This window comes from Streptomyces sp. NPDC002676 (assembly GCF_053592455.1).
In genome coordinates, this window is the sequence record NZ_JBSFVT010000001.1 from 1,313,965 (window position 1) to 1,339,850 (window position 25,886).

Consider the following 25,886-nt stretch of genomic DNA (forward strand, 5'->3'; position numbering starts at 1 on the left):
CTCAACGGTGCGCGAAAGGGGCACCGATCAGGTGAGCCGACCCGCTCACGAACGAGTGAAAAGACGGTCAACGGTGCCCGTCATTTCCTGACAAAAGCGAGCGAAACAACCCCCGATCCGAGGGGGTCCGTACCCCTACCGGCGGGTACGGACCCCCTGCCCTTGTATGCGGCATCTGGATGTCACCAAGGGGGCCTCAGAGAGGTAGGGTCGTGGGTGGTCGGGGACATCCCAAATAGAGCTCGCCGGCACCGCATGGCCGGCGTACCAACGAGGAGATCGGTTCGTGACGATCCGCGTAGGCATCAACGGCTTCGGCCGCATCGGGCGTAACTACTTCCGGGCGCTCTTGGAGCAGGGTGCGGACATCGAGGTTGTGGCTGTCAACGACCTGGGTGACACCGCGACCACGGCTCACCTGCTCAAGTACGACACGATCCTGGGCCGCCTGAAGCAGGAGGTCTCCCACACCGCCGACACCATCACCGTCGACGGCCACACCATCAAGGTGCTCTCCGAGCGCAACCCGGCCGACATCCCCTGGGGTGAGCTGGGCGTCGACATCGTCATCGAGTCGACCGGCATCTTCACCAACAAGGCCGACGCCGCGAAGCACATCGCCGGCGGCGCCAAGAAGGTCCTCATCTCGGCTCCGGCCAAGGACGAGGACATCACCATCGTGATGGGCGTCAACCAGGACAAGTACGACCCGGCGAACCACCACGTCATCTCCAACGCCTCCTGCACCACCAACTGCGTGGCGCCGATGGCGAAGGTCCTGGACGAGAACTTCGGCATCGTCAAGGGTCTGATGACCACGGTGCACGCGTACACCAACGACCAGCGCATCCTGGACTTCCCGCACAAGGACCTGCGCCGCGCCCGTGCCGCCGCCGAGAACATCATCCCGACCACCACCGGTGCCGCCAAGGCCACCGCCCTGGTGCTGCCGCAGCTCAAGGGCAAGCTGGACGGCCTCGCCATGCGCGTGCCGGTCCCGACCGGCTCGGTCACCGACCTCGTCGTCGAGCTCGGCCGCGAGGTCACCAAGGAAGAGGTCAACGCCGCCTTCCAGAAGGCCGCCGAGGGCGAGCTCAAGGGCCTCCTCGACTACACCGAGGACCCGATCGTCTCCTCCGACATCGTCAACGCCCCGGCGTCCTGCACCTTCGACTCCTCCCTGACCATGGTCCAGGAGGGCAAGAACGTGAAGGTCATCGGCTGGTACGACAACGAGTGGGGCTACTCCAACCGCCTCGTGGACCTGACGGTCTTCGTCGGCAACCAGCTCTGATCGGCCGCAGCAGGCCGGCTGATGCGTGAATGCAGGGCTCGGGCAGCGCAACGTCGCGCTGTCCGGGCCCTGACGTGCGTACAGCCCCCCCCCGGCCGACCTGCGAAGATCAGGCCCCGTAGGATCAAGAGCCCTCCACAGGAGTCCCCTGACATGAAGACCATCGACGAACTTCTCTCCGCGGGCGTGGACGGCAAGCGGGTCTTCGTCCGTGCCGACCTCAACGTCCCGCTCGCCGACGGCGTCATCACCGACGACGGCCGTATCCGCGCCGTCCTGCCGACCGTGAAGGCCCTCGCCGACGCGGGCGCCAAGGTGGTCGTCGCCTCGCACCTGGGCCGTCCCAAGGGCGCCCCGGACCCGGCCTTCTCGCTGCTGCCCGCCGCGGAGCGGCTCGGCGAGCTCCTCGGCGCGCCGGTCGCGTTCGCCCAGGACACCGTCGGCCCCGCCGCCCACGAAGCCGTGGGCGGCCTCCAGCCCGGCCAGGTCGCGGTCATCGAGAACCTGCGCTTCAACCCCGGCGAGACCTCCAAGGACGACACCGAGCGCGGTGAGTTCGCCGACCAGCTGGCCGCCCTCGCGGACATCTATGTCGGCGACGGCTTCGGTGCGGTGCACCGGAGGCACGCCTCCGTCTACGACCTCCCGGCCCGCCTGCCGCACTACGCCGGCTACCTCATCGCCACCGAGGTCGGCGTCCTGAAGAAGCTCACCGAGGACGTCAAGCGCCCCTACGTCGTCGCGCTCGGCGGCGCCAAGGTCTCCGACAAGCTCGCCGTCATCGACCAGCTGCTCGGCAAGGCCGACCGCCTCCTCATCGGCGGCGGCATGGCCTACACCTTCCTCAAGGCCAAGGGTTACGAGGTCGGTATCTCCCTCCTCCAGGAGGACCAGATCCCGACCGTCACCGAGTACATGGAGCGCGCCGAGAAGAACGGCGTGGAGCTCCTCCTCCCCGTCGACGTCCTGGTCTCCGCGGAGTTCCCGGACCTCAAGGGGAAGACCCCGGCGAACCCCACCACTGTCGCCGCGGACGCCATCCCCGCCGACCAGGAGGGCCTGGACATCGGCCCGGAGACCCGCAAGCTCTACGCCTCGAAGCTCGCGGACGCCGAGACCGTCTTCTGGAACGGTCCCATGGGCGTCTTCGAACACCCCGACTACGCCGAGGGCACCAGGGCGATCGCCCAGGCCCTCGTCGACTCGAACGGTTTCACCGTCGTCGGCGGCGGTGACTCGGCCGCGGCCGTGCGCACGCTCGGCTTCGACGAGAACGCGTTCGGCCACATCTCGACCGGCGGTGGCGCCTCCCTCGAATACCTCGAGGGCAAGACGCTCCCCGGCCTCGCCGCACTGGAGGACTGACCTAGATGAGCACGCGCACGCCGCTGATGGCGGGCAACTGGAAGATGAACCTCAACCACCTCGAGGCCATCGCGCACGTCCAGAAGCTCGCCTTCGCCCTGGCCGACAAGGACTACGAGGCCGTCGAGGTCGCCGTCCTGCCGCCCTTCACCGACCTGCGCTCCGTGCAGACCCTGGTCGACGGCGACAAGCTCAAGATCAAGTACGGCGCCCAGGATCTCTCGGCGTACGACTCCGGCGCCTACACCGGAGAGATCTCCGGCGTGATGCTGGCCAAGCTGCGGTGCACGTACGTGGCCATCGGCCACTCCGAGCGCCGCCAGTACCACGACGAGACCGACGAACTCGTCAACGCCAAGGTCAAGGCCGCCTACAGGCACGGCCTCACCCCGATCCTGTGCGTCGGCGAGGAGCTGCACGTCCGCCAGGCGGGCAACCACGTGACCCACAGCCTCGCCCAGGTCGAGGGCGCCCTGAAGGACGTCCCGGCCGAGCAGGTAGAGACCCTCGTGATCGCCTACGAGCCCGTGTGGGCCATCGGCACCGGCGAGGTCTGCGGCGCCGCGGAGGCCCAGGAGGTCTGCGCCGCCATCCGCGGCAAGATCGCCGAGCTGTACTCGCAGGACGTGGCCGACAAGGTCCGCATCCAGTACGGCGGCTCCGTCAAGGCCGGCAACGTCGCCGAGATCATGGCGCAGGCCGACATCGACGGCGCTCTGGTCGGCGGTGCCTCGCTCGACGCCGACGAGTTCGTCAAGATCGTGCGTTTCCGCGATCAGTGAACCCGTCCGTGAGTAGGCGGTAGCGGCGATACGTCGTACCCTTGCGGGGCACAGCCGTGGTGCTGTGCCCCCGTCGTCCATCCGAATCCGAGGAAGTTGGTCCAGCCGTGGTTTTGGGGTTCTCGATCGCCCTGATCGTCTTCAGCCTGCTGCTGATGCTGCTGGTGCTGATGCACAAGGGGAAGGGCGGCGGCCTCTCCGACATGTTCGGCGGCGGCATGCAGTCGTCCGTCGGCGGCTCCTCCGTCGCCGAGCGCAACCTCGACCGGATCACGATCGTGATCGGTCTGCTCTGGTTCGCCTGCATCGTCGTCCTCGGCCTGCTGATGAAGACGAACAGCTGAACAGCCTCGCACAAGCACATACATTCCGTACGTAAGGCCCCATGTTCGGTACGCGCTCCTGAGCGCGGCCTATCATGGGGCTTGCGTCTAGGTATGGGGCCTGTAACTCCAATCACTGGACGCGCGTTGGGCCTTACGTAGACTGAGGCGCTCGCAACGAAGCGAAACGCCGACTCGCTTCGCGGCACCATCACGCAGGGAGTTACACCGTGGCAAGTGGCAACGCGATCCGAGGAAGCCGGGTCGGGGCGGGGCCGATGGGCGAGGCCGAGCGCGGCGAGTCCGCGCCCCGGCTGCGCGTCTCCTTCTGGTGCTCCAACGGGCACGAGACGCAGCCGAGCTTCGCCAGCGACGCGCAGGTCCCCGACACCTGGGACTGCCCGCGCTGCGGCTTCCCGGCCGGTCAGGACCAGGACAACCCGCCGGCCCCGCCGCGCACCGAGCCGTACAAGACGCACCTCGCGTACGTACGGGAGCGGCGCAGCGACGCGGACGGCGAGGCGATCCTCGCCGAGGCGCTCGCCAAACTGCGGGGCGAGATCTAGGACTTCAGAACCGGCCGGGTGCCCGCGGGCGCCTGGCCGGAGCCGTTTGCGCCCGCTCGGGGCCGACCGGTTGTCAGTGGTGCCCTCTACGGTGTGTGCATCGGTGTATTCCGGTCATTCCGAGGGGGAGTTGTGACGGCGGCGGACGGTGCGGACGCGGGCGCGCCCGCGTGGCGCGGGGGATTCGGACGGCTGTGGACGGCCGCCGTGGTCTCCCGGTTCGGGGACGCCCTACGGACGTCCGCGCTGCCGCTGCTCGCCGTGCGCCTCAGCGACGATCCCCTCGTCATCGCCTCCGTGACCGCCTGCGGCTACGTGCCCTGGCTGCTGTTCGGGCTGCTCGGCGGGGCCGTCGCCGACCGGGTCGACCAGCGGCGGGCGATGTGGGCCGTGGACACCGTACGGGGGCTGTTCGTCGCCGGTTTCGCGCTCGCCGTGGGACTCGGCCACGCCTCGATCCCGCTGCTGCTCGTGCTCGCCTTCGCGCTCACCACGCTCCAGACGCTCTTCGACAACGCCGCCACGGCCCTGCTGCCCTCCCTGGTGGACCGCGAGAGCCTGGGCGGCGCCAACGCCCGGCTGATGACCGGTCAGCAGCTCGCCGGCGGACTGCTCGGCGCGCCGCTCGTGCCGCTGCTGCTGGCGGCCGGCGCCTTCGTGCCGTTCGCGGCCGACGCGAGCACGTTCCTCACCGCTGCCGCCCTGGTGGCCTCCCTGCGGATACGGCCGCCCGAGCGGGCACCGCGCCAGGCGGGCAGCACCCTGCGCACGGAGATCGCCGAGGGCCTGCGCGCCCTGTGGGGCGACCGGGCCCTGCGCGCGACCTGCGCGGCCACCCTGCTGTGCAACATCGGCATGGGCGCCCTGATCGCCACCCTTGCGCTGCACGTCACGCGCTGGCTCCACGCGGGCAATGCCGGATACGCGGCAGCCATGACGGCCTACTCCCTCGGCAGCATCTCGGGCGGCTTCCTCGCGCAGCGCATCGCCCGCCGCACCGGCCGGGTGCGGGCCCTGCTGGTCGCCGGTAGCGTCCAGACGGCCTCCCTGCTGCTCATCGGGTCCGTCCGCCACATGCCCGCGCTCGTCGCCGGGATGCTGCTGCTGGGCGCGATGGGCATGGTGTGGAACGTCAACCAGGTGACGCTGATGCAGCAGCGCAGCCCCGAGGCGATGGTGGGCCGGATCGCCGCCGCCTTCCGCACGGCCTCGACGTCAGGCGCCCCGCTCGGCGCCCTCCTCGGCGGCGCCGCCGCCCGCGCGTACGGCCTGAACGGGCCGGCCCTGCTCGCTGCCGTGCTCTTCGCCCTCGCCGTCACCTCGTTGATACCGGCGGGCAGGCCGGACGTATCTGTCGCCGCGGCGCATGACGGCGCGACAAGGCGTCAGGTCGCGCCCTGATCAACTAGGTTGGGAGCGGCAGCGGGGCAAGGTGCGCAGCACCACGCAGCACGGACAGGCAGGAAAGAAGGCTGAAGTCGGAAATGAACGCAGACAGCCGTACCAGGCTCAACCAGACGCCCGAATGGACCGCCCTCGCCAAGCACCGCGAGGAGCTGGCCGACACCCATCTGCGCGACCTGTTCGCCACCGACCCGGAGCGCGGCGCCGGGTACACCCTGCGGGTCGGCGATCTGTACATCGACTACTCCAAGCACCTGGTCACCGACGAGACGCTGCGGCTGCTGCGGGAGCTGGCCGCCGCCACCGACGTCTTCGGCCTGCGGGACGCCATGTTCCGCGGCGAGAAGATCAACACGACCGAGAACCGGGCCGTGCTGCACACCGCGCTGCGCGCCCCGCGCGACGCGGTGATCGAGGTCGACGGCGAGAACGTCGTCCCGGCGGTGCACGCCGTCCTCGACAAGATGGCCGGCTTCGCCGACCGCGTCCGCTCCGGCGAGTGGACCGGCCACACCGGCAGGCGGATCAAGAACGTCGTCAACATCGGTATCGGCGGCTCTGACCTCGGCCCCGCCATGGCCTACGAGGTGCTGCGCAGCTACACCGACCGCGACCTCACCGTCCGTTTCGTCTCCAACGTGGACGGCGCCGACCTGCACGAGGCCACCCGCGACCTGGACCCGGCCGAGACGCTGTTCATCATCGCCTCCAAGACCTTCACCACCATCGAGACGATCACCAACGCCACCTCCGCGCGGAAGTGGCTGCTGGACGCCCTCGGTGACGAGGCCGCGGTCGCGAAACACTTCGTCGCCCTGTCGACCAACGCGGAGAAGGTCGCCGAGTTCGGTATCGACACGGCCAACATGTTCGAGTTCTGGGACTGGGTCGGCGGCCGGTACTCGTACGACTCCGCGATCGGCCTGTCGTTGATGATCGCCATCGGCCCGGACCGCTTCCGCGAGATGCTCGACGGCTTCCGCCTGGTCGACGAGCACTTCCGCACCGCACCCGCCGAGGCCAACGCCCCACTGCTGCTCGGCCTGTTGGGCATCTGGTACGACAACTTCCACGACGCCCAGTCGCACGCCGTGCTGCCCTACAGCCACTATCTGTCCAAGTTCACCGCCTACCTGCAGCAGCTGGACATGGAGTCCAACGGCAAGTACGTGGCGCGGGACGGCAAGCAGGTCGACTGGCAGACCGGGCCCGTCGTGTGGGGCACGCCCGGCACCAACGGGCAGCACGCCTACTACCAGTTGATCCACCAGGGCACGAAGCTGATTCCGGCGGACTTCATCGGCTTCGCCCGGCCGGTCGCCGAGCTGAGCGGTGAACTCAAGGATCAGCACGACCTGTTGATGGCCAACTTCTTCGCCCAGACCCAGGCCCTCGCCTTCGGCAAGACGGCCGACGAGGTCCGCGCGGAGGGCGTCGCCGAGGAGCTGGTCCCGCACAAAACCTTCCAGGGCAACCGGCCGACCACCACCATCCTGGCGAAGGAACTGACCCCGTCCGTCCTCGGGCAGCTGGTCGCTCTCTACGAGCACAAGGTGTTCGTCCAGGGCGCCGTGTGGAACATCGACTCCTTCGACCAGTGGGGCGTCGAGCTGGGCAAGGTCCTCGCCAAGCGCCTCGAACCGGCCTTGACCGAGGGTGCGGAGGTACCGGGCCTGGACGCGTCGACCAAGACACTGGTCGCCACGTACCGGTCACTGCGCGGGCGCTGACCTCAGGCCACCGCGTTCAGGCTGTCCGCCAGCCTGCGTCTCGCCGCTCGGGACGCAGGCACCGCGGCCAGCAGAGCGGCACCCAGTACCACAGCCAGGTCCAGCGACAGGAGCAGCACTGGTGACGGGCCCTGTGCGATCCCCGCGCCGATGCCGCTGGAGCTGCCCTGGGCGTCGATCAGCCGGTGGGCGAGCGGTAGCCCCAGGACCGTGCCGGCGAGCGCCGCGGCCAGTGCCGTACAGCTCGTCGCCGTGACGATGATCGCGGTGATCTGGCGCGGGGCCATGCCGATCGCCAGGAGCGCCAGCACGTCCCGCTCGCTCTCCCGCACGCTGCCGCCGATCGCGGTGAGCAGTTCGACGAGCCCGATGAGGGCGAGGACGGCGACCAGCCCGGCGACGACCGCGCGCAGCGGGGACAGCCCGTCGGCGGGGTTCGCCACGGCGTGCACGTCCAGGTGGCCCCGGCCGGCCGCGGTGAGCGCGGCTGCCACGCGCTGCGGGTCGGCGCCGGGGCGCAGGCGCAGCTCGTAGGAGGCCGCGGACAGCCCCGGGTCGTTCTCGCGGAGGGTGTCCAGGGAGGTCGTCACCACCCGGCCGGCGTTCTGCGGTTCGATGCTGCGGCCCACGATGTGCAGGATCTGCGGCCGGTCTCCCACCGTCATCCGCACCCAGTCGCCGACCTGTGCGTGCAGCAGGTCCAGCAGCCCCTGACCGGCCACCGCCTCGTCCGGCCCGCGGGCGGATCTGCCCTCGGCGAGGGCGTAGGGGTAGGGCTCGGCGCGGGTGCCGACGCCGCGCAGGGCGATGGTCCCGGTCTGCCCGGGGACCAGCGCGGCCACCTCGACCCCCGGGTAGGCGGCGGCGACCCGGGAGTCGCCCGTCAGCAGAGCCCGTACCTCCGATGCGGCCAGGGCGCCGTCCGAGCGGACCGCGAGAGCTGTCGGCAGGCCCACGTGCTCCGGGCTGCTGTGGAAGCGGTCGATGGTGGTCCACGCGCTGAGCGCCACCACGATCAGCAGCAGCGGCAGCGTCAGCCGGGCCACGGTGGCCAACGACCGGCCGCGCCCCGCGAACGCCTTGTGGCAGCCGAGGACCAGCGCGGCCGGGAGCCGCAGCCCGAGTGCCTGCCGGGCCGGACCCGTCAGCCGACCACCCGCCGGCGCGGACGGCCGCGGCACCGGCACCGGAGGCACCCGCCCCGCCCGCCAGGCCGCGAGACCCGTGGTCAGGCCGATGAACAGCACCGCGCCCACGGGAACCACGAAGAGCGCCACGGTGTGCCCCGGCAGCCCCTGCCACACCCGCACGGCATCGCCCAGCCGACCGGGTATCCGGCTGCCCAGCGCCTCGGTGAGCGCCGCCGAGGCCACGGTGCCGAGAAGGGCGTACGCGAGGTGCTGCAACAGGAAGATCCGCACCACCCCGCCCGGTGTGAAGCCGATCGCCTTCAGTACGGAGAGGTCGCGCAGATGGCCGCGGATACGGGTGACGATCGCCCCGTGCATGGCGAGCCCGGCAGCGATCAGGGCGCCCAGACCGAACAGGCCGAGCACCTGGCCCAGCAGCCGGTCGTCGCCCTGTGCCTCGGCACGCGCCTGCTGCCAGGTGGAGACCTCGCCGATCGCGCCCGCGCCCAGCACGGTGACGGCGCGCTGCACCGCGTAGTCCGTTTCGGCCGGGTCACCGAGCCGCAGCCCGATCACCTGGCCGCCGGGCGACCGCACAACGGACGGCAGCGCCCAGACCAGGCCCGGCCGCTCGCCCGGGCTGTAGGGGGGTTCAGCGCTGTCCGCGATGCCCTCGACAGTCAGCGTGCGGTCGGTGCCGGGCAGGGCGAGGGTGTCCCCGGGCTCCGCCAGCAGGGCCCGGGCCAGGCTGCTCTCCAGGATCACGCCGTCCGGCTCGGCCGCAGCCAACCAGTGCCCGGCGGTGAGCAGCGGCCGGCCCACGGAGGGCGGTTCCGGGGTGCCGCGCAGCTCCACCGAGGCGCGGGTGCCGCGGGCGGCGACGGTGGTGGTCTCGGTGGGGTAGGGGCCGGCGACGGACTCGACGCCGTCGAGGCGGGCGAGCCTTCGGGCGTCCGCGGACGCGGCCGTGTGGATCCACACGTGCGCCCCGCGGGTCTCGGTGAAGGTGCGCTGCCAGGGGTTGGTGGCGTAGCCGAACAGGGCCGTCGCCAGCAGCAGCGAGGCGACGATGCCGGCGGTGGCCAGCACGAGGAACAGCGCCTCGCCACGGTGCGTGCGCAGGTCGGAGTGCGCCCAGCGCAGAGTGGCCCGCACCGTCAGTCCCTGAGTTCGAGCACACCGGAGATGCCGGCCCGGCGCGGCGGCGTGCCGTCCAGGGCGGCATCGTCGGCTATGCGGCCGTCGAAGAAGCTGATCACCCGGTCGGCGGCGCTCGCCAGCCGGGCGTCGTGCGTCACCAGCACGATCGTCTGGCCGCGCCCGTGGAAGCGGGACAGCAGGCGCATGACCTCGCGGGTGCCCTTGCTGTCCAGGCTGCCGGCGGGCTCGTCCGCGAGCAGCAGCGGCGGATGGTTGACCAGGGCCCGGGCGAGGGCGACCCGCTGCTGTTCGCCGCCGGACAGCTCGCCGGGCATGCTGCGCTCCTTGCCGTCGAGGCCCAGCTCGGCCAGGAGCGCCTCGCGCTCGGCGCGGGCCTTCTTCGGCGGGACGCCGGCCAGCAGGGCGGGCAGCTCGACGTTGTCGGCGACGGACAGGTTCGACACGAGGTTGAAGAACTGGAAGACGATCCCGATGGCCTTCCTGCGCTCCACCGCCCAGCGGGCCTCGCTGAAGGAGTCCGTGCACCGGCCGTCGAGCCAGATGCTGCCCTCGTCGGGGCGCTGCAGGCCGCCGAGCAGGTGCAGCAGCGTCGACTTCCCGGCCCCGGAGGGCCCGGTGATCGCCACGAACTCGCCGCGTGCCACGGCGAGGTCGACCCCGCGCACGGCATGCGCGGGCGCGCCCTCACCGTGGTGGGTCTTGACCAGGCCTTCGGCCCGCAGCACAGGAGGGTGGCGGTCACTCACTCCAGCTCCTCCAGTTCCTCCTGGCACCGCTCCAGCCAGTCGAGGTCGGCCTGCAGGTGCAGCATCGCGCCCTCGATCAGCAGATGGGCGATTCGGTTGTCCCGGTTCTCGGCCGCGGCCAGTTTCGACAGGTTGCGCATGGTGTTGAGGTACTGGCGCCGCTGCCTGTTGATGAGGGCGATCTGGTCGGCGAGACCGGTCTGCGGGGCGACGGCGAGCTTCATGAAGAACTCGTCCCGCACCCGCGGTTCGTCCTCGGTCTCCTCGAACCAGGCGTGCAGCGCCTCCCGCCCGGCGTCGGTGAGGTGGTAGACCTTCTTGTTGGGCCGGCTGGACTGCTCGACGTCCTCGCCCTCGATCAGTCCCGTCTTCTCCAGGCGGCCGAGGGTGACGTAGATCTGACCGACGTTGGGCTGAGGGTACGCGGAGCCCAGCAGTTGCTCAAGGTCCTGCTTCAGCTCGTAGCCGTGGGCCGGGCCGCGTGCGAGGAGTGCCAGGAGGGGCAGGCGCACTCGTGCTGTCCTCCTGTCCTCTCAATATGCTCCAGGCCCTAGTATCGCCCATACCTAACAGGTATACATGCCTCTGACCCGGGGCGAGGGTGCCCCGGTGCCGGTGTACAAGGAGGAACCTATGCGGTGGATGCGTGCCGCCGGTAGGGGCCTCCTCGTTCTCGCCGTGATCATGACCGGGTACGTCGCCTCCGGCGCCCATGCCGAGGAGGGCGGCGGCAGCGGTCGCGGCCCGCTCACCCTGGCCACCGCGGGCGACCTCACCGGCTATCTCGGCCCCCTGCTCCAGGGCTGGAACCGCACCCACCCCGGCGAGAAGGTCACGCTCGTCGAGCTGCCGGACTCCGCCGACGAGACACACGCGCAGATGACCACCGATCTGCGCGGCGGAGACCGGGGCCGCTTCGACGTCCTGAACATCGACGTCAACTGGACCTCGGAGTTCGCCGCGGCCGGCTGGATCCGCCCGCTGCCGCGCGACCGGTTCCCGCTGCGGAGCTTCCTGCCGCCGGTCGTGAACACGGCGACGTACGACGGACGGCTGTATGCGGTCCCGTATGTCACGAATGCCGGACTCCTGCTGTATCGCAAGGACATACTGACCGAGGAAGGTGTGCCACCGCCGCACACCTGGGCAGAGCTGGAGCGCGACGCGAAGACCATCGCGCCCCGGCACGGACTCGGCGGCTATGCGGGCCAGTTCCTTCCGTACGAGGGCCTCACCGTCAACGCGGCCGAGGCCGTGTACTCGGCGGGCGGCACCATCCTCGGCGGCGAGGGCACACGGGTCACGGTCGACTCGGCCGCCGCCCGCGAGGGCATCGGCTTCCTCGCCCGCGGCATCCGCGAGGGCTGGATCCCGAAGCAGGCGCTGACCTACAAGGAGGAGGAGTCCAAGCAGGCCTTCCAGGACGGCAAGCTGCTCTTCCTGCGCAACTGGCCCTACGCCTACGCCGTGGCCTCCGCCAAGGGCTCCAAGGTCGCCGGAAAGATCGGCGCCGTACCGCTGCCCGGGCCTGACGGGCCGGGGACCAGTGTCCTCGGCGGCTCCAATCTCGCGGTCAACACCCATGCCCGGCACCCCGATTCGGCCGTGCGCCTGATCGCCTACCTCACCAGCGAGCGCGTCCAGCGCCAGGTGCTCACCCGGGGCGCGCTGCCGCCCGTGCGCGCCGCGCTGTACGAGGACCCCGCACTCGTCCGGCGGTTCCCCTATCTGCCGACCCTGCGCACCGCCGTACTCACCGCCCGGCCGCGCCCCAAGAGCGCGCACTACGACCAGGTCAGCCTGGTCGTGCAGGCGGTGGTGCAGGACGCGCTCACCGGGCGGCAGACGCCCGGGCAGGCCGTGCGCCGGCTCGCGCGCGAGCTCGACGCGATCGCCCGTCGCTAGTCCCTCCCATAGTTACTTGTTAAGTAACGCGCGGATCTCATCTCGGCGCATGATGCCCGTTAAGTCCGCATTCGCACCCCCAACTCACCAGTAATCTGCGGTCTCTTCGTTGACACCCGTGCGACACGCCTACTTAACATGCATGCATGCTGAGTAAGTACCACTGGTGGCGTGACGCGGTGATCTACCAGGTCTACGTCCGCAGCTTTCTGGACAGCACCGGCGACGGCATCGGCGATCTGGCCGGCGTCCGGGCCGGGCTGCCGTATCTGAAGAAGCTCGGCGTCGACGGCATCTGGCTGAGCCCGTTCTACCCCTCGCCGCAGCACGACCACGGCTACGACGTGGCCGACTACTGCGACGTCGACCCGCTCTTCGGCGACCTCGCCGAGTTCGACCTGCTGATGGCGAGCGCCCGCCGGCTCGGTGTCAAGGTGCTCCTCGACATCGTCCCCAACCACTGCTCCGGCGAGCACCCCTGGTTCCGCGAGGCGCTGGACAGTGCACCCGGCAGCCCGGCCCGAGCCCGCTTCCACTTCGCCGACGGCCGCGGCCCGGGCGGCAGCGAGCCGCCCAACAACTGGCACGCCATGTTCGGCGGCCCGGCCTGGACCCGGGTCACGGAGTCCGACGGCCGCCCCGGTCAGTGGTACCTGCACATGTTCACGCCCGAGCAGCCGGACTGGAACTGGCGCGACCCCCGGATCCCCGCCGAGTTCGACCGCGTCCTGCGCTTCTGGCTGGACCGGGGCGTGGACGGCTTCCGCATCGACGTCGCCGCCGGGCTGTTCAAGCACCCCGAACTGCCCGACTCCGACGACCCCGAGGCCGACGCCCGCACCCGCGACTCGGTCAACCCGCTCGCCTGGAACCAGCCCGAGGTGCACGAGGTGTGGCGGTGCTGGCGCTCCATATGCGAGGAGTACGCCGACCGGGACGGCCGCGAACGCCTCCTCGTCGGTGAGGTCTCCGTCCCCACCGCCCGCGAACACGCCCGCTACGTCCGACCGGACGAACTGCACCAGGCCTTCTTCTTCGACCTGCTGGGCGCCCCCTGGGACGCCGACGCCTTCCGCAAGGTCATCTCCGAGGCCATGCAGGACATCGCCGGCACCGGTTCCACGGTCACCTGGGTCCTCAACAACCACGACCAGGTCCGCACCGTCACCCGCTACGGCGAACCCGCCGTCGAGGGCAGCCGCGTCGGCGCCGCCCGCGCCCGGGCCGCCGCGCTGCTGATGCTGGCGCTGCCCGGAGCCGCGTACATCTACCAGGGCGAGGAACTGGGCCTGCCCGAGGTCGTCGACCTGCCCGACGACGTCCTCACCGACCCGATCTTCCGCCGCACCGGCAGCCGCGCCCGCATCCGTGACGGCTGCCGGGTGCCGCTGCCGTGGTCCGGGCAGGCCTCACCGTTCGGCTTCACCTCCGGCGCGGAGGGCGCCAAGCCCTGGCTGCCGCAGCCGTCGTACTTCGCCGAGTACGCCACCGAACGCGCCCTCGCCGACACCCGCTCCTTCTGGCACCTGTACCGCGACGGCCTCCAACTGCGCCGCTCACTCCCTCAGTTGGGCGAGGGAACGCTGCGCTGGCTGGACACCCCGCCGGGCGTTCTGGCCTTCACCCGCGGCGACGGCCTGGTCTGCGCCGTCAACTTCGGTACGGCAGCCGCGCCCGCGCCGGTCTCCGGCACCCCGCTGCTCTCCAGCGGCCCCGTCCCGCCCGGAGTCCTGCCCGGCTCCACGGCGGCCTGGTGGCTCACCGACCTCTGATCCCTCCGTCAATCCCCTGTGACCGAGTCAACTCCCTCCGAATGAAAGGTCCGTCGACGATGATGCGACGACGTACGACCCTGCTCACGAGCTGCACCGCCCTCGCCCTCGCGCTCGGCGCCACCGCCTGCGGCGGGGACGACGTCTCCGCGGGCGGCGGAGACAAGTCGCTCAGCGGCCAGACCGTCACCGTGGCCGGTGTCTGGTCGGGCAGCGAGCAGAAGAACTTCCAGAAGGTGCTGGACGCCTTCACCGCGAAGACCGGAGCCAAGACCCAGTTCGTGTCCACCGGTGACAACGTCTCCACCGTCGTCGGCAGCAAGATCGAGGGCGGTAACGCGCCCGACGTCGTGATGGTCCCGCAGGTCGGCGTGCTCCAGCAGTTCGCGAAGCAGGGCTGGCTCAAGCCGCTGTCGCCGACCGCCCAGCAGACGATCACCGCCGACTACGCGCCCGTGTGGAAGACGTACGGCAGCGTCGACGGCACCCTCTACGGCCTCTACTTCAAGGCCGCCCACAAGTCGACCGTCTGGTACAGCCCCGACGTGCTCACCCAGGCCGGGGTCCAGCCCCCGAAGACGTACGACGAGCTGCTGAAGGCCGGGCACACCGTCTCCGACTCCGGGCTCGCCGCCTTCTCCGTGGCCGGGCAGGACGGCTGGACGCTGACCGACTGGTTCGAGAACATCTACCTCTCCCAGGCCGGACCCGAGAAGTACGACGCCCTCGCCTCCCACAAGCTGAAGTGGACCGACCCCTCCGTCGTCAGGGCGCTCACCACGCTCGGCATGCTGTTCAAGGACAAGCAGCTGATCGCGGGCGGACAGAAGGAGGCCCTCAACACCGACTTCCCGGGCTCGGTGGAGAAGGTGTTCGGGCCGAAGCCCGAGGCAGGCATGGTCTACGAGGGCGACTTCGTCGCCGGCGTCGCCCACGACCAGTTCGGGAAGACCATCGGCAAGGACGCGAACTTCTTCCCCTTCCCCGCGGTCGACGGCGGCACGGCACCCGTCGTCAGCGGCGGTGACGCGGCCGTCGTCCTGAAGGACGCCAAGAACGCCAAGGCCGGCATGAAACTCCTGGAGTACCTGGCCACCCCCGAGGCGGCGGCCGTGTGGGCGAAGGCGGGCGGCTACCTGTCCCCGAACAAGAAGCTCGACCTCGCCTCGTACGGCGACGACGTCACCCGCGCCACCGCCAAGTCCCTGGTCGGCGCCGGGGATTCGGTCCGCTTCGACATGTCCGACCAGGCGCCGGCGGCCTTCGGCGGCACCAAGGGCGCGGGCGAGTGGAAGCTGCTCCAGGACTTCCTGCGTGACCCGTCCGACCCGAAGGGCACCGCGGCGAAGCTGGAGTCCGCGGCGGCCAAGGCTTACCAGGGCTGATCGGACCGGACATGACCGCCACCACACTCGTGAAACAGCAGGCGGGCCCACGGGCCGCCGCCGGCCCGGCGCGCGGGCGCCGCGGCCGGCGGCGCGCCCGGCTGGTCGCCCTGCTCTTCGTCTTCCCCGCCCTGCTCCTGCTCGGCGCGCTCGTCGTCTACCCGGTGCTGTTCTCCGTCGGCCGCAGCTTCTTCGACGCCTCCGGCACCCGGTTCGTCGGCGGCGACAACTACGCCGAGATGTTCCGCGACCCGGCGACGCTGAAGGCCATCCGCAACACCACCATCTGGGTGGTCGTGGCCCCCGCCCTGCTGACCGGCCTGGGCCTGATCCTGGCCGTCCTGGTGGAGAAGGTCCGCTGGGCCACCGCCTTCAAGCTGCTGCTGTTCATGCCGATGGCCGTGTCCTTCCTGGCCGCCGGCATCATCTTCCGGCTCGCCTACGACGAGGACCCGGACAAGGGCGTGCTCAACGCGGCCGTCGTCTCCGTCCACGACGCCTTCAAGGGAACATCGGCGTATCCGACGGCCCGGGGCCGCGCGGGACTGCTCACCCAGGACCGGGACGGTTCGTACCGTACGACCGCCTCGCCGGGCGACTCGGTGCTGCTCCCGATGGTCGGCGTGCTGCCGAAGGATCTGCCCGAGGGGGCCTCGCCCGCGTACCCGGCGGCCACGAGGAAGGCCGCGCCCGGCGAACTGCGCGGTGTCGTCTACCTGGACTTCACCCCCGGCGGGGGAGGCAGGCAGGGCAAGGCCGACCCGAAGGAGAGCGGTCTGCCCGGCATGAAGGTGCAGGCGGTGCGCGACGGGAGGACGGTCGCGAGCGCGACCACCGCAGCCGACGGCTCCTTCCGCTTCCCGGGGCTGCACACGGGCTCGTACACGGTGAGACTGCCGGAGTCGAACTTCGCCGCGCCGTACCAGGGCGTCTCCTGGCTCGGCCCGACCCTCGTCACACCGGCGATCATCGGCGCGTACCTGTGGATCTGGACGGGCTTCGCGATGGTGCTGATCGGCGCCGGCCTGTCCACCCTGCCCCGGGACGCGCTGGAGGCGGCCCGGATGGACGGGGCGAACGAGTGGCAGATCTTCCGCCGGATCACGGTCCCGCTGCTCGCCCCTGTCCTGACGGTCGTCTTCGTCACCCTCGTGATCAACGTGATGAAGGTCTTCGACCTCGTCTACATCATCGCGCCCGGACCGGTGCAGGAGGACGCCACCGTCCTCGCGACCCAGATGTGGCTCGTCTCCTTCGGCGGCGGCAACAACCAGGGCCTCGGCAGCGCCCTCGGCGTGCTCCTGCTGCTCCTGGTGATCCCCGCGATGGTCTTCAACGTCCGCCGTTTCCGAAGGAGTCAGCGATGAGGAGTCAGCGATGAACGCGATCAGGCGGGGCCTGGGCAACGGCCTGGTGCAGGCTTTCCTGGTGGTGATCGGCCTGGTCTGGCTGACGCCGCTCGCGGGCCTGTTCCTGTCCTCCCTGCGTTCGGCCCAGGACACGGCGAAGGGCGGCTGGTGGACGGCCCTGGCGAGCCCCGGACAGCTGTCCTTCGACAACTACTCGGCGCTGCTGAAGAACGCCGGGATGACCCAGGCCTTCTGGAACACGGTCCTGATCTCGGTACCGGCCACGACGCTCGTCGTGGTCATCGCGGCCCTCGCCGGATACGCCTTCGCCTGGCTGGACTTCCCGTTGCGGGAGCCCCTCTTCCTGCTGGTGGTGGCCCTGTTGGTGGTGCCGGTGCAGATCGGCCTGCTGCCGGTGGCCAAACTCTTCGGGCAACTGGGCCTGTTCGGCACCATCCCCGGCGTCGTCCTCTTCCACGTCGCCTACGGCCTTCCCTTCGCGGTGTTCCTGCTGCGGAACTACTTCGCGGAGCTGCCGAAGGAGATGCTGGAGGCGGCGCGGATGGACGGCGGCAGCGAGTGGCGCATCTTCACGCGGCTGGTCCTGCCGGTGGGGCGCCCGGCGATCGCCTCGCTCGCCATCTTCCAGTTCCTCTGGGTCTGGAACGACATGCTGGTCGCCCTGCTCTTCGCCGACAGCTCCTCCCAGCCGCTGACCGTGGAACTCCAGTCCCAGATCCGCCAGTTCGGCAGCAACATCGACGTCCTGGCCCCGGGTGCGTTCCTGTCCCTGATCGTGCCGGTGGCGGTGTTCTTCGCGTTCCAGCGGCACTTCGTGCAGGGGGTCATGGCGGGGTCCGTGAAATAGGGGTGGCGGGGGTCCGTGAACCCCCGCCACCCCTGTGCTCACGGCGAAGCCGGCGGATACAGCGCGCGGGGCAGCTGTGAGGCCGCAGCCGCGTCCAGCAGCCACAGGGTGCGCTGCCGGCCGTAGGCGCCCGCCGCCGGGGCCTGGATCTCGCCCGCGCCCGACAGGGCGATGGCCGCCGCCTTCGCCTTGTCCGCACCGGCCGCGAGGAGCCAGACCTCGCGGGCCGCGCGGATCGCGGGCAGGGTGAGGGTGATCCGGGTCGGCGGGGGCTTGGGCGCGCCGTGCACGCCGACCACCGTGCGCTCGGTCTCCCGTACGGCCGGCAGCTCCGGGAAGAGCGAGGCCACGTGGGTGTCCGGGCCGACGCCCAGCATCAGCACGTCGAAGGTGGGCACCGAGCCGTGGTTCTCCGGTCCGGTCGCCTTCGCCAGCTCGGCCGCGTACGCCTCCGCCGCGGCTTCCACGTCGGCGCCGTACGGGCCGTCGGAGGCGGGCATGGCGTGCACGCGCTCCGGGTCCAGCGGCACCGCGTCCAGCAGGGCCTCGCGGGCCTGCGTGACATTGCGCTCCGGGTCGCCCTCGGGGAGGTAGCGCTCGTCGCCCCACCACAGGTCCAGGCGGCTCCAGTCGATGGCGTCCCGGGCCGGAGCCGCCGCCAGCGCGGCGAGCAGGCCGTTGCCGTTGCGGCCACCGGTGAGGACCACGGACGCCTGGCCCCGGGAGGCCTGAGCGTCCACGATCTTCGTGATGAGCCGGGCCGCGGCGGCCTGCGCCATCAGATCCTTGTCGCGGTGCACGACCAGCTGCGGAGTGCTCACTTGGCCGCCGCCTTCTTGGTCTGGGCCGTGGCCTTCCTGGCCGCCGCCCTCTTCGCGGGCGCCTTCACGGCCTCCTCCTCCGGCACCGGCACGGCGACCGGCTCCGCGGAAGCGGACTCCGAGGCGGCAGCCTCCGGCACCGTGTTCAGCCGCTCCACGCCGAAGCGCAGCGCCGACGCGTAGGTGTCGTCCGGGTCCAGCCGGCGCAGCTCCTCCGCGATCAGCTCGGCGGTGTCCCGCCGCTTCAGCGCCACCGCACGGGCCGGCTGGCCCTCGATGGACAGGGTGGCCAGCGAGCCGTCGGCCCGTGCCAGGGTGATCGGGCCGCCGTCGGTGTCCATGCGGACCGCCGTCAGACCGGGGCCGGCCGACAGGGAGCGCCGCACGGGGACCTCCAGCCGGTCCGCCAGCCACATCGCCAGCAGCTCGCAGCTCGGGTTGAACTCCTCGCCCTCCACCTCGACGGCCTTCACCTCGCAGGTGACCTGGTCCAGGGCCGCCGCCAGCATCGAGCGCCACGGCGTGATCCGGGTCCAGGACAGGTCGGTGTCGCCGGGCGTGTAGGCCGCGGCGCGGGCGGCGAGCTCCCGCACCGGCTGCTCGGCGGCGTAGGAGTCGGTCACCCGGCGCTGGGCGAGCGCGCCCAGCGGGTCCTTCGCCGGGTCGAGCGGCGCGTTCACCGGCCACCAGACGACCACCGGGGCGTCCGGCAGCAGCAGCGGCAGCACCACGGAGTCGGCGTGGTCGGAGACCTCGCCGTACAGCCGGAGCACGACCGTCTCGCCGGTGCCCGCGTCCGCGCCCACCCGCACCTCGGCGTCCAGCCGGGAGGACGTGCGGTCGCGTGCACTGCGGGAGACCCGCTTGATGACCACCAGCGTGCGCGAGGGGTGCTCGCGCGAGGCGTCGTTGGCGGCCTTCAGCGAGTCGTAGGCGTTCTCCTCGTCGGTGACGATGACCAGGGTCAGGACCATGCCGACGGCCGGGGTGCCGATGGCGCGGCGGCCCTGTACGAGCGCCTTGTTGATCTCTCCGGCGGTGGTGCCGGTCAGGTCTATCTTCATGGCCTGCGCCAGCTCCGTCCGTCTCGTGCCAGCATCTCGTCGGCCTCGGCGGGGCCCCAGGTGCCCGACGGGTACTGCGCAGGCCTGCCGTGCTTGTCCCAGTACTCCTCGATCGGGTCGAGGATCTTCCAGGACAGCTCGACCTCCTCGGTGCGCGGGAAGAGGTTGGCGTCACCGAGCAGCACGTCCAGGATGAGCCGCTCGTACGCCTCCGGGCTGGACTCCGTGAAGGACTCGCCGTAGGCGAAGTCCATGGAGACGTCCCGGATCTCCATCGAGGTGCCGGGCACCTTCGAGCCGAAGCGGACCGTGATGCCCTCGTCCGGCTGGACGCGGATGACGATCGCGTTCTGGCCCAGCTCCTCCGTCGCCGTGTGGTCGAAGGGGGAGTGCGGGGCCCGCTGGAAGACGACCGCGATCTCGGTCACCCGGCGGCCGAGCCGCTTGCCGGTGCGCAGATAGAAGGGGACGCCCGCCCAGCGGCGGTTGTCGACGCCCAGCTTGATCGCGGCGAAGGTGTCGGTCTTCGACTTCGGGTCGATGCCCTCCTCTTCGAGGTAGCCGATGACCTTCTCGCCGCCCTGCCAGCCGCCCGCGTACTGCCCGCGCACGGTGCTGTCGCCCAGGTCCCTGGGCAGCCGGACCGCGCCGAGCACCTTGGTCTTCTCCGCCGCGAGCGCGTCCGCGTCGAAGGAGGCGGGCTCCTCCATCGCGGTCAGCGCGAGCAGCTGGAGCAGGTGGTTCTGGATGACGTCACGGGCGGCGCCGATGCCGTCGTAGTAGCCCGCCCGGCCGCCGATGCCGATGTCCTCGGCCATCGTGATCTGCACGTGGTCCACGAAGGACCGGTTCCAGATCGGCTCGAACATCGTGTTGGCGAAGCGCAGCGCCAGGATGTTCTGGACGGTCTCCTTGCCGAGGTAGTGGTCGATCCGGAACACCTGGTCCGGGGTGAACACCTCGTGCACGACCTTGTTCAGCTCCTCGGCCGACTTCAGGTCGTGGCCGAACGGCTTCTCGATGACCGCGCGCCGCCAGGAACCGCCCTCCTGGTCGGCCAGGCCGTGCTTCTTCAGCTGCTGGATGACCACCGGGAAGGAGCGCGGCGGCACGGAGAGGTAGAAGGCGAAGTTGCCGCCCGTGCCCTGTGCCTTGTCCAGCTCCTCTATGGTGGCGCGCAGCCGCTCGAACGCCTCGTCGTCGTCGAAGGTGCCCTGGACGAAGCGCATCCCCTGGATGAGCTGCTGCCAGACCTCCTCCCGGAACGGCGTACGGGCGTGCGCCTTGACGGCGTCGTGGACCTCGGCGGCGAAGTCCTCGTGCTCCCACTCACGGCGGGCGAAGCCCACCAGGGAGAAGCCCGGCGGCAGCAGACCACGGTTCGCGAGGTCGTACACCGCGGGCATCAGCTTCTTGCGCGACAGGTCGCCCGTGACGCCGAAGATCACCAGGCCCGACGGCCCCGCGATACGCGGGAGCCGTCGGTCGGCGGGGTCACGAAGCGGGTTCGCTCCGGAACCGACGAGGGGTGACAACTCAGCCCTCCGAGGGGGTGAGGCGCTCGAGAACCGCCTCGGTCGACTTCAGCAGGTCGTTCCAGGACGCCTCGAACTTCTCGACGCCCTCGTCCTCCAGCACCTGGACCACGTCGTCGTACGAGATCCCGAGCTTCTCGACCGCGTCGATGTCGGCGCGGGCCTGCTCGTAGGTGCCGGTGACGGTGTCACCGGTGATCTCGCCGTGGTCCTCGGTGGCCACCAGGGTGGCCTCCGGCATGGTGTTGACCGTGTTCGGCGCGACCAGGTCGGTGACGTACATCGTGTCGGAGTACGACGGGTCCTTCACGCCGGTCGAGGCCCACAGCGGACGCTGCTTGTTGGCGCCCGCGTTCTCCAGCGCGTTCCAGCGCTCGGAGGAGAAGACCTCCTCGTACGCCTGGTAGGCGAGGCGCGCGTTGGCGACGGCGGCCTTGCCGCGCAGCGCCTTGGCCTCGTCGGTGCCCAGGGCGTCGAGCCGCTTGTCGATCTCGGTGTCCACGCGGGACACGAAGAAGGACGCCACGGAACGGATGAGCGACAGGTCCAGGCCGCGCTCCTTCGCCTTCTCCAGACCGGCGAGGTAGGCGTCCATGACCGCGCGGTAGCGCTCCAGCGAGAAGATCAGCGTGACGTTGACGCTGATGCCGAGGCCGATGACCTCGGTGATCGCCGGCAGACCCGCCTTGGTGGCCGGGATCTTGATCAGGGTGTTGGGACGGTCCACCAGCCAGGCCAGCTGCTTGGCCTCGGCGATGGTGGCCGCCGTGTTGTGGGCGAGGCGCGGGTCGACCTCGATGGAGACCCGGCCGTCCTGGCCCTCGGTGGCGTCGAAGACGGGACGCAGGATGTCGGCGGCGTCGCGGACGTCCGCCGTGGTGATCATGCGGATGGCCTCTTCGACGGTGACCTTGCGGGCGGCCAGGTCGGCGAGCTGCTGCTCATAGCCGTCGCCGCTGCTGATCGCCTTCTGGAAGATCGTCGGGTTGGTGGTGACGCCCACGACGTGCTGCTGGTCGATCAGCTCGGCGAGATTGCCGGACGTGATCCGCTTGCGCGACAGGTCGTCCAGCCAGATCGCGACGCCTTCCTCGGAGAGGCGCTTGAGTGCGTCTGTCATGGAATTACATCTCCTACGTGTCGTATATGAGCGTCAGCGCTGGGCTTCGGCCAGGGATTCCCGGGCCTTGGCGGCCACGTTCTCGGCGGTGAAGCCGAACTCCTTGAAGAGGACCTTGCCGTCGGCGGACGCACCGAAGTGCTCCAGGGAGACGATGCGGCCGGCGTCCCCGACGTACTTGTGCCAGGTCAGACCGATACCGGCCTCGACCGACACACGGGCCTTCACGGACGGCGGCAGCACGGAGTCCCGGTACGCCTGGTCCTGCTCCTCGAACCACTCCACGGACGGCATGGACACCACGCGCGTGGGAACGCCGTCGGCCTGGAGCTGCTCGCGCGCCTCGACGGCCACGTGCACCTCGGAACCGGTGGCGATCAGGATCACCTGCGGCTCGCCGCCCTCGGCCTCGAACAGGACGTAGCCGCCGCGCGCGGCGTCGTCGTTCGGCTCGTAGGTCGGCACACCCTGCCGGGTCAGCGCCAGGCCGTGCGGCCGGCCCTTGCCGAACTCCTTGGTGTAGCGGCGCAGGATCTCGCGCCAGGCGATGGCGGTCTCGTTGGCGTCCGCCGGGCGGACGATGTTCAGGCCCGGGATCGCGCGCAGCGAGGCCAGGTGCTCGACCGGCTGGTGGGTCGGGCCGTCCTCGCCGAGACCGATGGAGTCGTGCGTCCACACGTACGTCACCGGCAGGTGCATCAGGGCCGACAGGCGCACGGCGTTGCGCATGTAGTCGGAGAACACCAGGAAGGTGCCGCCGTAGACGCGGGTGTTGCCGTGCAGGGCGATGCCGTTCATCTCGGCGCCCATGGCGTGCTCGCGGATGCCGAAGTGGATCGTGCGGCCGTAGGGGTTGGCCTCGGGCAGCGGGTTGTCCGCCGGCAGGAACGAGCTGTCCTTGTCGATGGTCGTGTTGTTCGACCCGGCGAGGTCGGCGGAGCCGCCCCACAGCTCGGGCACGATCGCGCCGAGCGCCTGGAGGACCTTGCCGGAGGCGGCACGCGTCGCGATGCCCTTGCCCGGCTCGAAGACCGGGAGCTGGTCCTCCCAGCCCGCGGGCAGCTCGCCCTTGCTGATCCGGTCGAACTCGGCCGCGCGCTCGGCGTTGTCGTCCCGCCACAGCTGGAGGGACTTCTCCCACTCGGCCTTCGCCTGCGCACCGCGCTCCAGCGCCTGCCGGGTGTGGGCGATCACCTCGGCGGAGACCTCGAAGGTCTTCTCCGGGTCGAAGCCGAGGACGCGCTTGGTGGCCGCGACCTCCTCGTCGCCGAGCGCCGAGCCGTGCGCGGCCTCGGTGTTCTGCGCGCTCGGGGCCGGCCAGGCGATGATCGAGCGCATCGCGATGAAGGACGGCCGGTCGGTGACGGCCTTGGCCTCCTGGACCGCGGCGTAGATCGCCTGCGGGTCCAGGTCGCCGTTCCCCTTGGCCTCCACGCGCTGCACGTGCCAGCCGTAGGCCTCGTACCTCTTGACGGTGTCCTCGGAGACGGCCGTCTCGGTGTCGCCCTCGATCGAGATGTGGTTGTCGTCCCACAGCAGGATCAGGTTGCCGAGCTTCTGGTGGCCGGCCAGCGAGGACGCCTCGGCGGCGATGCCCTCCTGGAGGCAGCCGTCACCGGCGATGCAGTAGATGAAGTGGTCGAAGGGCGACTCGCCCTGCGGGGCCTCCGGGTCGAACAGGCCGCGCTCGTAACGGGCGGCCATAGCCATGCCCACCGCGTTGGCGACACCCTGGCCCAGCGGGCCGGTGGTGGTCTCCACACCCTTGGTGTGTCCGTACTCCGGGTGGCCGGGGGTCTTCGAACCCCAGGTCCGGAACGCCTTCAGATCGTCCAGCTCCAGGCCGAAACCGGCCAGGTAGAGCTGCGTGTAGAGGGTCAGGGACGAGTGGCCGGCGGACAGCACGAAGCGGTCGCGCCCGACCCACTCCGGGTCGGCCGGGTCGTGCCGCATCACCTTCTGGAAGAGGGTGTAGGCGGCAGGGGCCAGGCTCATCGCCGTACCGGGATGGCCGTTGCCGACCTTCTGTACGGCGTCGGCGGCCAGGACCCGGGCGGTGTCCACGGCCTGCTGGTCCAGGTCGGTCCACTCGAGGTCTGTGGTGGTCGGCTTGGTGCTCACCCTGGCTCAGGGCTCCTCTCCACATGTCGGTCGCCGGTCGTCTGGGCACGCGCCCACCCCCGGCCGCCGGTGCACTTCTGCCCACCGGCCGGGTCGAGCCTACCCTCGTAAGGACGTGCGTTTTTTCGACTCATTCCAGACTGCCGGGAGTCCGCGCGATCCGCCTCCCGACTGGCCGACAGCGCATTTGGCACATGAATACGGAGCCGCTCATCTGACCGCTCAATCGAGCCCTACGACCCCTCGAATGCGACCCCCGCCAACACGACCCCACCCCCGCGAAGGCCGAGGTATGGGCAACGTCTAAAGTGGCGTGGTACGCGCGAGCCTTTTGCCGGGACTTCACACGGCCAGGCTTGCTGGGATGTCTCTGTCAGGGGTGTGCGTGACGGCCGTCGAATCCCGTCCAACGGGTGGGGGCACCGCCCATGCCGTTCAGGCAATGGGGGAGCTCGGTGGTGCGAGCCAGAGCCCGGTTCACCGGTCGTTCGGGGCTCGTGTCAAGGCGTTCGTGGCGCTGACCAAGCCGCGGATCATCGAGCTGCTGCTCATCACCACCGTTCCGGTGATGTTCCTGGCGCAGCAGGGTGTGCCCGACCTCAAGCTGGTCCTGCTCACCTGCGTCGGCGGCTACCTCTCCGCGGGCGGCGCCAACGCGCTGAACATGTACATCGACCGGGACATCGACGCCTTGATGGACCGCACCTCGCAGCGTCCGCTGGTGACCGGCATGGTCAGCCCGCTCGAGTGCCTGGTCTTCGGCATCACCCTCGCGGTCGTCTCGACGCTGCTGTTCGGGCTCACCGTCAACTGGCTGAGCGCCTGGCTGTCACTCGGCGCGCTCCTCTTCTACGTCGTCGTCTACACGATGATCCTCAAGCGGCGCACCTCGCAGAACATCGTGTGGGGCGGCATCGCCGGCTGCCTGCCCGTGCTGATCGGCTGGTCCTCCGTCACGAACTCCATGTCGTGGGCGCCGGTCATCCTCTTCCTCGTCATGTTCTTCTGGACGCCGCCGCACTACTGGCCGCTGTCCATGAAGGTCAAGGAGGACTACGCGCGCGTGGGCGTGCCGATGCTCCCGGTCATCGCCTCCAACAAGGTCGTCGCCCGGCAGATCGTCATCTACAGCTGGGTCATGGTCGCCGTCTCCCTGCTGCTCACCCCGCTCGGCTACACCGGCTGGTTCTACACGACGGTCGCCCTCGCGGCCGGCGGCTTCTGGCTGTGGGAGGCGCACGGGCTGCAGAACCGGGCGAAGGCCGAGGTGACCGGCGCGAAGCTGAAGGAGATGCGGCTCTTCCACTGGTCGATCACCTACGTGTCGATCCTCTTCGTCGCGGTCGCGGTGGACCCGTTCCTGCGATAGCCTGCGGCGCTTGTGATGGGAGGGGTGCGTGGTCAATGCCACGCACCCCTCCCGTCGCCGTTTGATCTACTCCTGA

General features: G+C 70.4%; 21 protein-coding genes. 13 read left to right on the forward strand and 8 right to left on the reverse strand.

Translation table 11 applies throughout. The annotated features are described in order from the left end of the window. Positions 1–286 precede the first annotated feature (286 nt). The 7 genes from gap (at position 287) to pgi (ending at position 7,464) form a co-directional block, all read left to right on the forward strand. Entirely contained in the window at positions 287–1,294 is a 1,008-nt protein-coding gene (gene gap, locus ACWD3E_RS06205; RefSeq protein ID WP_451351482.1) for a type I glyceraldehyde-3-phosphate dehydrogenase, read from the forward strand. Between the two features lie 153 nt (positions 1,295–1,447). Continuing rightward, on the forward strand, positions 1,448–2,659 hold the full coding sequence (locus tag ACWD3E_RS06210; protein WP_451386328.1) for a phosphoglycerate kinase: 1,212 nt from the start codon (positions 1,448–1,450) through the stop codon (positions 2,657–2,659). 5 nt (positions 2,660–2,664) lie between these two features. After that, entirely contained in the window at positions 2,665–3,441 is a 777-nt protein-coding gene (tpiA, locus tag ACWD3E_RS06215) for a triose-phosphate isomerase (RefSeq protein WP_451386329.1), read from the forward strand. Positions 3,442–3,554: 113 nt separating this feature from the next. Next, positions 3,555–3,785: a preprotein translocase subunit SecG gene (secG, locus tag ACWD3E_RS06220; protein ID WP_207927764.1), complete on the forward strand. Its 231-nt coding sequence runs from the start codon at positions 3,555–3,557 to the stop codon at positions 3,783–3,785. 257 nt (positions 3,786–4,042) lie between these two features. Beyond that, complete coding sequence (locus ACWD3E_RS06225; protein ID WP_365159639.1) at positions 4,043–4,330, forward strand: RNA polymerase-binding protein RbpA; 288 nt, start codon at positions 4,043–4,045, stop codon at positions 4,328–4,330. 207 nt (positions 4,331–4,537) lie between these two features. Beyond that, entirely contained in the window at positions 4,538–5,731 is a 1,194-nt protein-coding gene (locus ACWD3E_RS06230; RefSeq protein ID WP_451386507.1) for an MFS transporter, read from the forward strand. 83 nt (positions 5,732–5,814) lie between these two features. Beyond that, complete coding sequence (gene pgi / locus ACWD3E_RS06235; RefSeq protein WP_451386330.1) at positions 5,815–7,464, forward strand: glucose-6-phosphate isomerase; 1,650 nt, start codon at positions 5,815–5,817, stop codon at positions 7,462–7,464. A gap of 2 nt (positions 7,465–7,466) precedes the next feature. Here pgi and ACWD3E_RS06240 read toward each other — a convergent pair whose 3' ends face one another. The 3 genes from ACWD3E_RS06240 to ACWD3E_RS06250 are packed head-to-tail and all read right to left on the reverse strand — an operon-like array spanning position 7,467 to position 11,013. Next, positions 7,467–9,749: an FtsX-like permease family protein gene (locus ACWD3E_RS06240; protein ID WP_451386331.1), complete on the reverse strand. Its 2,283-nt coding sequence runs from the start codon at positions 9,747–9,749 to the stop codon at positions 7,467–7,469. Between the two features lie 2 nt (positions 9,750–9,751). Next, complete coding sequence (locus ACWD3E_RS06245; RefSeq protein ID WP_451386332.1) at positions 9,752–10,501, reverse strand: ABC transporter ATP-binding protein; 750 nt, start codon at positions 10,499–10,501, stop codon at positions 9,752–9,754. Continuing rightward, positions 10,498–11,013 (reverse strand): PadR family transcriptional regulator, encoded by a 516-nt coding sequence (locus ACWD3E_RS06250; protein WP_451386333.1) that lies wholly within the window; start codon positions 11,011–11,013, stop codon positions 10,498–10,500. The genes ACWD3E_RS06245 and ACWD3E_RS06250 overlap by 4 nt, the downstream gene beginning before the upstream one ends. A gap of 121 nt (positions 11,014–11,134) precedes the next feature. Between ACWD3E_RS06250 and ACWD3E_RS06255 the strand changes: the two genes are divergently transcribed. From ACWD3E_RS06255 to ACWD3E_RS06275, 5 genes are all read left to right on the forward strand, one after another. Next, positions 11,135–12,406, forward strand: a complete 1,272-nt coding sequence (locus tag ACWD3E_RS06255; protein ID WP_451386508.1) for an ABC transporter substrate-binding protein — start codon at positions 11,135–11,137, stop codon at positions 12,404–12,406. 146 nt (positions 12,407–12,552) lie between these two features. After that, positions 12,553–14,178, forward strand: coding sequence for a glycoside hydrolase family 13 protein (locus ACWD3E_RS06260; protein WP_451386334.1), 1,626 nt, complete (start codon positions 12,553–12,555; stop codon positions 14,176–14,178). Between the two features lie 59 nt (positions 14,179–14,237). Next, on the forward strand, positions 14,238–15,563 hold the full coding sequence (locus ACWD3E_RS06265) for an ABC transporter substrate-binding protein (RefSeq protein ID WP_451386335.1): 1,326 nt from the start codon (positions 14,238–14,240) through the stop codon (positions 15,561–15,563). A gap of 11 nt (positions 15,564–15,574) precedes the next feature. After that, complete coding sequence (locus tag ACWD3E_RS06270) at positions 15,575–16,930, forward strand: ABC transporter permease subunit (RefSeq protein ID WP_451386336.1); 1,356 nt, start codon at positions 15,575–15,577, stop codon at positions 16,928–16,930. Between the two features lie 10 nt (positions 16,931–16,940). Further along, complete coding sequence (locus ACWD3E_RS06275; protein WP_451386337.1) at positions 16,941–17,780, forward strand: carbohydrate ABC transporter permease; 840 nt, start codon at positions 16,941–16,943, stop codon at positions 17,778–17,780. Between the two features lie 38 nt (positions 17,781–17,818). Here ACWD3E_RS06275 and pgl read toward each other — a convergent pair whose 3' ends face one another. Genes pgl through tkt form a run of 5 tightly spaced genes read right to left on the reverse strand, consistent with a single transcriptional unit; the run spans position 17,819 to position 24,441 of the window. Continuing rightward, positions 17,819–18,601, reverse strand: a complete 783-nt coding sequence (gene pgl, locus ACWD3E_RS06280) for a 6-phosphogluconolactonase (protein WP_451386338.1) — start codon at positions 18,599–18,601, stop codon at positions 17,819–17,821. Then, positions 18,598–19,665, reverse strand: coding sequence for a glucose-6-phosphate dehydrogenase assembly protein OpcA (opcA, locus tag ACWD3E_RS06285; RefSeq protein ID WP_451386339.1), 1,068 nt, complete (start codon positions 19,663–19,665; stop codon positions 18,598–18,600). Before opcA ends, pgl begins: the two co-directional genes overlap by 4 nt. After that, positions 19,662–21,200 (reverse strand): glucose-6-phosphate dehydrogenase, encoded by a 1,539-nt coding sequence (zwf, locus tag ACWD3E_RS06290; RefSeq protein WP_451386340.1) that lies wholly within the window; start codon positions 21,198–21,200, stop codon positions 19,662–19,664. Before zwf ends, opcA begins: the two co-directional genes overlap by 4 nt. 1 nt (position 21,201) lies before the next feature. Further along, positions 21,202–22,320: a transaldolase gene (tal, locus tag ACWD3E_RS06295; RefSeq protein WP_451386341.1), complete on the reverse strand. Its 1,119-nt coding sequence runs from the start codon at positions 22,318–22,320 to the stop codon at positions 21,202–21,204. A gap of 33 nt (positions 22,321–22,353) precedes the next feature. After that, complete coding sequence (tkt, locus tag ACWD3E_RS06300) at positions 22,354–24,441, reverse strand: transketolase (RefSeq protein ID WP_451386342.1); 2,088 nt, start codon at positions 24,439–24,441, stop codon at positions 22,354–22,356. Positions 24,442–24,820: 379 nt separating this feature from the next. Between tkt and ACWD3E_RS06305 the strand changes: the two genes are divergently transcribed. Further along, a complete protein-coding gene (locus tag ACWD3E_RS06305) occupies positions 24,821–25,810 on the forward strand; it encodes a heme o synthase (protein WP_451386509.1) in 990 nt (329 codons plus the stop codon). Positions 25,811–25,886: the final 76 nt, after the last annotated feature.

Excerpts from the sequence above, each read along its gene's own strand:
- ACWD3E_RS06210 (WP_451386328.1), top strand. The coding sequence starts at position 1,448 with ATGAAGACCATCGACGAACTTCTCTCCGCGGGCGTGGACGGCAAGCGG.
- tpiA (WP_451386329.1), top strand. The coding sequence starts at position 2,665 with ATGAGCACGCGCACGCCGCTGATGGCGGGCAACTGGAAGATGAACCTC.
- ACWD3E_RS06225 (WP_365159639.1), top strand. The coding sequence starts at position 4,043 with ATGGGCGAGGCCGAGCGCGGCGAGTCCGCGCCCCGGCTGCGCGTCTCC.
- pgi (WP_451386330.1), top strand. The coding sequence starts at position 5,815 with ATGAACGCAGACAGCCGTACCAGGCTCAACCAGACGCCCGAATGGACC.
- ACWD3E_RS06255 (WP_451386508.1), top strand. The coding sequence starts at position 11,135 with ATGCGGTGGATGCGTGCCGCCGGTAGGGGCCTCCTCGTTCTCGCCGTG.
- ACWD3E_RS06260 (WP_451386334.1), top strand. The coding sequence starts at position 12,553 with ATGCTGAGTAAGTACCACTGGTGGCGTGACGCGGTGATCTACCAGGTC.
- ACWD3E_RS06265 (WP_451386335.1), top strand. The coding sequence starts at position 14,238 with ATGATGCGACGACGTACGACCCTGCTCACGAGCTGCACCGCCCTCGCC.
- ACWD3E_RS06270 (WP_451386336.1), top strand. The coding sequence starts at position 15,575 with ATGACCGCCACCACACTCGTGAAACAGCAGGCGGGCCCACGGGCCGCC.
- ACWD3E_RS06275 (WP_451386337.1), top strand. The coding sequence starts at position 16,941 with ATGAACGCGATCAGGCGGGGCCTGGGCAACGGCCTGGTGCAGGCTTTC.
- opcA (WP_451386339.1), bottom strand. The coding sequence starts at position 19,665 with ATGAAGATAGACCTGACCGGCACCACCGCCGGAGAGATCAACAAGGCG.
- tal (WP_451386341.1), bottom strand. The coding sequence starts at position 22,320 with ATGACAGACGCACTCAAGCGCCTCTCCGAGGAAGGCGTCGCGATCTGG.